Raw genomic sequence first — 5,543 nt, forward strand, 5'->3', positions numbered from 1 at the left:
GAAACCGTTGGCATTGATAAGACGTGGGTGCCACTCTTGCAAAAGGCTGGTTACCTCACTGTAGCAGACCTCGCAGGCAAAGCTCCTGGCAAGGTGATGCAGCAGATGATGGATATCAATAAGAAGTATAAGCTAGGCTTGCAGATCCCCGCACTGGAGGAAATATCCAAGTGGGTGGGCGAGGAGTCTACGAAATAATCATAGTTCACGCATAGCTCTCTCTTGCTAGAGGGCATGGCGTGTATACGGTACAGTCAATATGGATATTGGTCGCATAGGCATACTAGGTAGTGGTAGCTGGGCTACTGCACTGGCTAAGATCTCTCTAGAGTCTACGCCTGAGATAAATTGGTATGTGCGTCGAGATGATCAGGTGCAGCGCTTTAAGGCTACGGGGCATAACCCCGACTACCTCTCTAGTGCTGCCTTTGATACGAATCGGATAACCTTCTACACAGAGGGCTCGATCAACCCTTTCTTTCGCAATAGTGACACCATCATCTTGGTGACTCCTTCGCCCTACATCAAGCACTACCTCAAGAAGGTGAAGCGTAGCAGCATGCGTGGCAAGCAGGTCATCAATGCGGTCAAGGGGATCGTGCCTGACGAAAACCTTTTGGTCTCGGAGTTCCTCATCAAGGAGTTCTCCCTGCCACAGGGGCAGATCGGTGTGGTGAGTGGTCCTTGTCACGCTGAGGAGGTGGCGCAGGAGCGTCGGAGCTACTTGACCACAGGGTCTTACAGCGATGAGTTGGCGCATCTGATGGCTGATACGCTCTCGTGTGACTACATTACCTGCACTACGTCGGACGATGTGGTCGGCATTGAGTTTGCCTCGGTACTAAAGAACATCTACGCCATCGCTGCGGGTATATGCAACGGACTCAACTACGGAGACAACTTCCAGAGCGTCCTCATCAGCAATGCGATTGCTGAGATGAATAGCTTTGTCAATACGGTGCACCTGCTCAACCATCGTGTCATCACCAACTCGGTCTATCTAGGCGATCTGCTCGTGACTGCTTACTCTAACTATAGTCGCAACCGAACCTTCGGTACGATGATCGGCAAGGGGTACAGTGTCAAGGCTGCGCAGGTAGAGATGGAGATGGTGGCGGAGGGCTACTACGGAGCTAAGTGCGTCCGCGAACTTAACACGACACGCTACCGAGTCAATATGCCGATCATGGACGCTGTCTACGAGATACTCTATAATAAGCAGTCGGCCAAGGAAACCATTGAGCGACTTTCGCTCAAGTTCCGCTAACGGACGAACTCATTTAACCTAAGACACGATACACTATGAAGACAGCCGCATCGCTCATTCAGATTGACACAACACATGCGCAGGCTCATCTATCGGCAGAGACCATCCGACAGGCAGAGCAAGATGCGCTCGCAGCGATTCAGACGCTACACACAGGCTCAGGAGCTGGTAGCGACTTCCTAGGCTGGCTCACACTCCCTGAGAAGACGCTCGAGCGTGACCTCGCCAAGCAGATACAGACGGTAGCCGATAGGCTTCGCCATGAGTGCCTATATATAATATGTATAGGCATCGGGGGAAGTTACCTAGGTGGCAAAGCGGTCATAGAGGCACTCGGAGACCACTTCTCCACGCATCGTCAGCCTGAGCTAGGGCATCCGCAAGTACTCTTTGCGGGAAACAATATTAGCAGTGACTATCTGCACGATCTGATGGATCTGGTGGTGGACAAGCCTTTTGGCATTGTCAATATCTCTAAGAGTGGCACGACGACCGAGCCAGCTATCGCTTTCCGCATGTTGAGCCAGTACTTAGTGGCTCGTGATGGTCAGGAGGTGGCTAAGCGACGTATCGTTGCCATTACCGACAAGAAGCGAGGCGCTCTGCGTCGCCTAGCAGACGAGCAGGGATACGACACCTTCGTCATACCAGATAACGTGGGCGGTCGCTTCTCCGTGCTGACTCCTGTGGGGCTGTTGCCGATTGCTTTGGCAGGCTTTGACATTGAGGCTTTACTTCAAGGTGCCAGTGACACAGCGCTCCTGTATCGTAGTACGGAGCATCCGCTAGAGACCCCAGCCGTGCAGTATGCCGTGACAAGACAAGCCGCCTACCAAGAGTGTGCTGTGAGCGAAGTGCTGGTAGCCTTTGAGCCTCGGCTGAGTGCCCTCGGGCAGTGGTGGATGCAGCTCTTTGGCGAGAGCGAAGGCAAGGAGGGCAAGGGACTACTCCCGCTCTCTCTGACCTACACGACCGATCTGCACTCAATGGGGCAGTGGATACAGCAAGGTCCCCACAACATCCTCGAGACGATGATCGTCGTCGACACGCCGCGAGACACGATCACCATCCCAATAGATGAGCAAAACCTAGACGGTCTCAACTACCTAGCGGGCGAGACGATGCACCATGTCAATGAACAGGCGCATCTAGGCACGCTCTTAGCGCACGAAGATGGCGGTGTGCCAGTCCTGCAGTTGCAGTTGCCGCAGATTGACGCTAGGACGATTGGCGCCTTCATCTATACGATGGAGTATGCCGTCGCCATCAGTGGCTATATGATGGGGATTAACCCCTTTGACCAGCCAGGCGTGGAGGACTACAAGCGCAATATGTTTGCTCTCCTAGCTAAGCCAGGCTTCGAGAGCGAGACGAAAGCGATGCGCCAGCGCCTCAACAAATGAACTTACGACAGATTACAACAATGACAGATACGATACAAACAATCCACAAGAAGAGCTACCATGAGGTCATCCCTCTTCCTGAGTATGGACACCATATCCAGCACATGGTAGACTACTGCTTGACCATTGAAGACCGCGATGAGCGGACTCGTTGCGCTCACGCTATTGTCCAGGCGATGGCGATCATCCAGCCCGAGCAGGCTAAGAAGTCGGAGGACCACAAAGTCCTCTGGGATCACCTAGCCGTCATGTCGCACTTTGCGCTAGACATTGATTACCCCGTAGAGCCCATTCACGAGGAGGCGCTCCGTGGTGCGCCTGAGCCTTTGTCCTATCCTGAGGACGACATCATCTATCGCCACTATGGGCACCTCATTCAGGAGCTGATCAAGAAAGCGTGCGAGATGCCCGAGGGCGACGAGCGCGAGGCTTTGGCTCTCTCCATTGCCAACCGCATGAAGCAGGCTTATATCTTGTGGAATAAGCGTGCCGTTGATGACTACACCATCTTTAAGGACCTTTACGAACTCTCTGGCGGTAAGCTCATGCTGACCGAAGAGGAGCACCAGCTAGACGCTACCGCACGGCACACTCCTCATGGGCGTGGAGGCAACCGCTCTAGGAGACAGTACAAGCGCCCAGCACGTGGCAACAACCCCAGAGGCGGAGGTCGCCGTGGCGGTCGTCCCAACCGCTCTAGACGTTAGCCGATACAGACACACACACTTTCTTACTCTTACGACACTAGCTTATGGCATCTTACATCATCGAGGGAGGTCACAGACTCCAAGGCGAGGTAACCATACAAGGAGCTAAAAACGAAGCGCTCCAAGTCATCGCCGCCACTTTACTAACCAGCGAAGAGGTCATTCTAGAGAATGTCCCAGACATCCTCGATGTCAACAACCTCATCAAGCTCGTAGAGCTCCTCGGTGTTGAGGTAACACGACTCAGCCACGACAGCTATCGCTTCAGAGCTCAGGAGATAGATCTAGACTTCGTTGACTCTCCGCAGTTCCTCCATGAGAGCAAGATATTGCGTGGCTCCGTGCTCCTCGTCGGTCCTCTCGTCGGTCGTTGTAGGCACGCCGTCTTTCCCAAGCCCGGCGGTGATCAGATAGGACGCCGTCGACTAGACACCCACCTGATCGGCATTGCCACCCTAGGGGCGGAGTGCGAGTATGATCAGGAGCGTAGAGCCTTTCGCATAGAGGTGCCACACCTGCGGGGAGCTTATATGCACCTCGAGGAAGCCTCCGTGACAGGTACCGCCAATGTGATCATGTCGGCAGTCCTAGCAGATGGCAAGACGACTATATACAATGCAGCCTGCGAACCATACATACAGCAGCTCTGTCGTATGCTCGTCTCTATGGGAGCCCGTATCTCGGGCATTGGCTCTAATCTGCTCACCATCGAGGGTGTCGAGCGACTACATGGCACGACGCATCGTATCCTGCCCGATATGATTGAGGTGGGTAGCTTCATCGGTATCGCAGCCATGACGCAAAGCGAGCTAACGCTCAAGAACGTCGGTCTGCCCGACCTAGGGCTCATCCCGCAGATGTTTCGCAAGCTCGGTATCGAGATCATAGAGCGAGGCGATGACCTCATTATACCCGCCAGAGAGAGCTACGAGATAGAGACCTTTATGGATGGCTCTATCCTTACCATCGCCGATGCGCCGTGGCCAGGACTGACACCAGACTTGCTGAGCGTCTTCCTCGTTGTAGCGACACAGGCCAAGGGGACCGTCCTCATTCATCAGAAGATGTTTGAGAGCCGTCTCTTCTTTGTGGACAAGCTCATCGATATGGGCGCACAGATCATCCTTTGCGACCCACACCGCGCAGTGGTCGTTGGCAAAGACCACCAGACCCGTCTGCGTCCAGCCGTGATGGCTTCGCCAGATATACGCGCGGGTATCGCTCTCTTGATAGCTGCGCTGAGCGCTGATGGCACTAGCGTGGTTAACAATGCCGAGCAGATCGATCGTGGCTATCAGCATCTACACGAGCGACTCAACGCTCTAGGCGCTCACATCGAGAGACGCGATGAGTAGTACCACAGCCTTTACCGTACCAGAGCTCACGCCCATTGGCCACTTAGGCAAGCCACACGGCGTGCGTGGTGAGCTAACAGCTTACCTGACCATTGAGCTAGAGACCCTCTGCAGCGACCCTAGCTGCGGAGCCTTTTTCCTCTTTGCCGAGATTGACGCTCTGCCCGTACCGTACCAGCTCCTGAGCTATCGTAGCAAGGGAGACAGTTACCTGCTCACACTAGCGCATGTCGCTGATCGCTCCATCGCTGAGAAGATGACTGGGTGGCGTCTCTTCGTTCCCACAGAGCTCCTGGCAGAGAGCGAGGTTGCTTATAGCTGGGATCACTTCATCGGCTTCCGAGTGATCACCCCCGAGGGCGAAGCCGTCGGCACGATCCTAGAGATCAATGACCAAACGGAAAACATCCTCCTCACCATCGAAAGCTCCGATGGCACCCAGCGCTTGATACCCATCCACGAGGAGCTCGTCGAGACGATCGATCCTGAGAGCAAAACCATCCAGCTCCACATACCCCAAGGGCTCTTAGACCTGTAAGCCCCCCCTTCCCACAAGCAGACTACACACTATGCGACGCATCGCACTCTTTGGCTCGACAGGCAGTATCGGCACCCAGGCACTGGAGGTCATCTCCTTTCACCCCGAGCTACTCACCGTCTATGCCCTCACCACACATCGCAACGTGCCTCTCCTCGTAGAGCAGGCGGAGAAATACCATCCGGCCGTCGTGGTCGTAGCTGACGAAAAAGCTGCTACAGAGCAAGCCCCCCTCCTCAAAAGGCTAACCTGCACCGTACTCGTTGGCGCCGA

General features: G+C 54.7%; 6 protein-coding genes and 1 pseudogene. All 7 read left to right on the forward strand.

Annotated features, from left to right (window positions below):
- Positions 1-198, forward strand: a 198-nt coding sequence (locus tag Q0X57_RS07275; protein ID WP_297729650.1) for a DUF4332 domain-containing protein, incomplete at its 5' end; no start/stop codon positions are given.
- A 61-nt stretch (positions 199-259) separates the two neighbouring features.
- Positions 260-1,267, forward strand: coding sequence for an NAD(P)H-dependent glycerol-3-phosphate dehydrogenase (locus Q0X57_RS07280; protein ID WP_297729653.1), 1,008 nt, complete (start codon positions 260-262; stop codon positions 1,265-1,267).
- Between the two features lie 35 nt (positions 1,268-1,302).
- A complete protein-coding gene (locus Q0X57_RS07285) occupies positions 1,303-2,670 on the forward strand; it encodes a glucose-6-phosphate isomerase (protein WP_297729656.1) in 1,368 nt (455 codons plus the stop codon).
- A gap of 20 nt (positions 2,671-2,690) precedes the next feature.
- Positions 2,691-3,377 carry a DUF4290 domain-containing protein gene (locus Q0X57_RS07290; RefSeq protein ID WP_297729659.1) on the forward strand — a complete coding sequence of 229 codons (687 nt, stop codon included), beginning with the start codon at positions 2,691-2,693 and terminating at the stop codon, positions 3,375-3,377.
- A gap of 44 nt (positions 3,378-3,421) precedes the next feature.
- Positions 3,422-4,732, forward strand: a complete 1,311-nt coding sequence (gene murA / locus Q0X57_RS07295; protein WP_007366184.1) for a UDP-N-acetylglucosamine 1-carboxyvinyltransferase — start codon at positions 3,422-3,424, stop codon at positions 4,730-4,732.
- Positions 4,725-5,270, forward strand: coding sequence for a ribosome maturation factor RimM (rimM, locus tag Q0X57_RS07300; RefSeq protein WP_297729663.1), 546 nt, complete (start codon positions 4,725-4,727; stop codon positions 5,268-5,270). The genes murA and rimM overlap by 8 nt, the downstream gene beginning before the upstream one ends.
- Positions 5,271-5,301: 31 nt before the next feature.
- Positions 5,302-5,543 (forward strand): annotated as a pseudogene (locus tag Q0X57_RS07305) (1-deoxy-D-xylulose-5-phosphate reductoisomerase); the annotation flags it as partial.

This window comes from uncultured Porphyromonas sp. (assembly GCF_947254915.1).
Classification (GTDB): domain Bacteria; phylum Bacteroidota; class Bacteroidia; order Bacteroidales; family Porphyromonadaceae; genus Porphyromonas.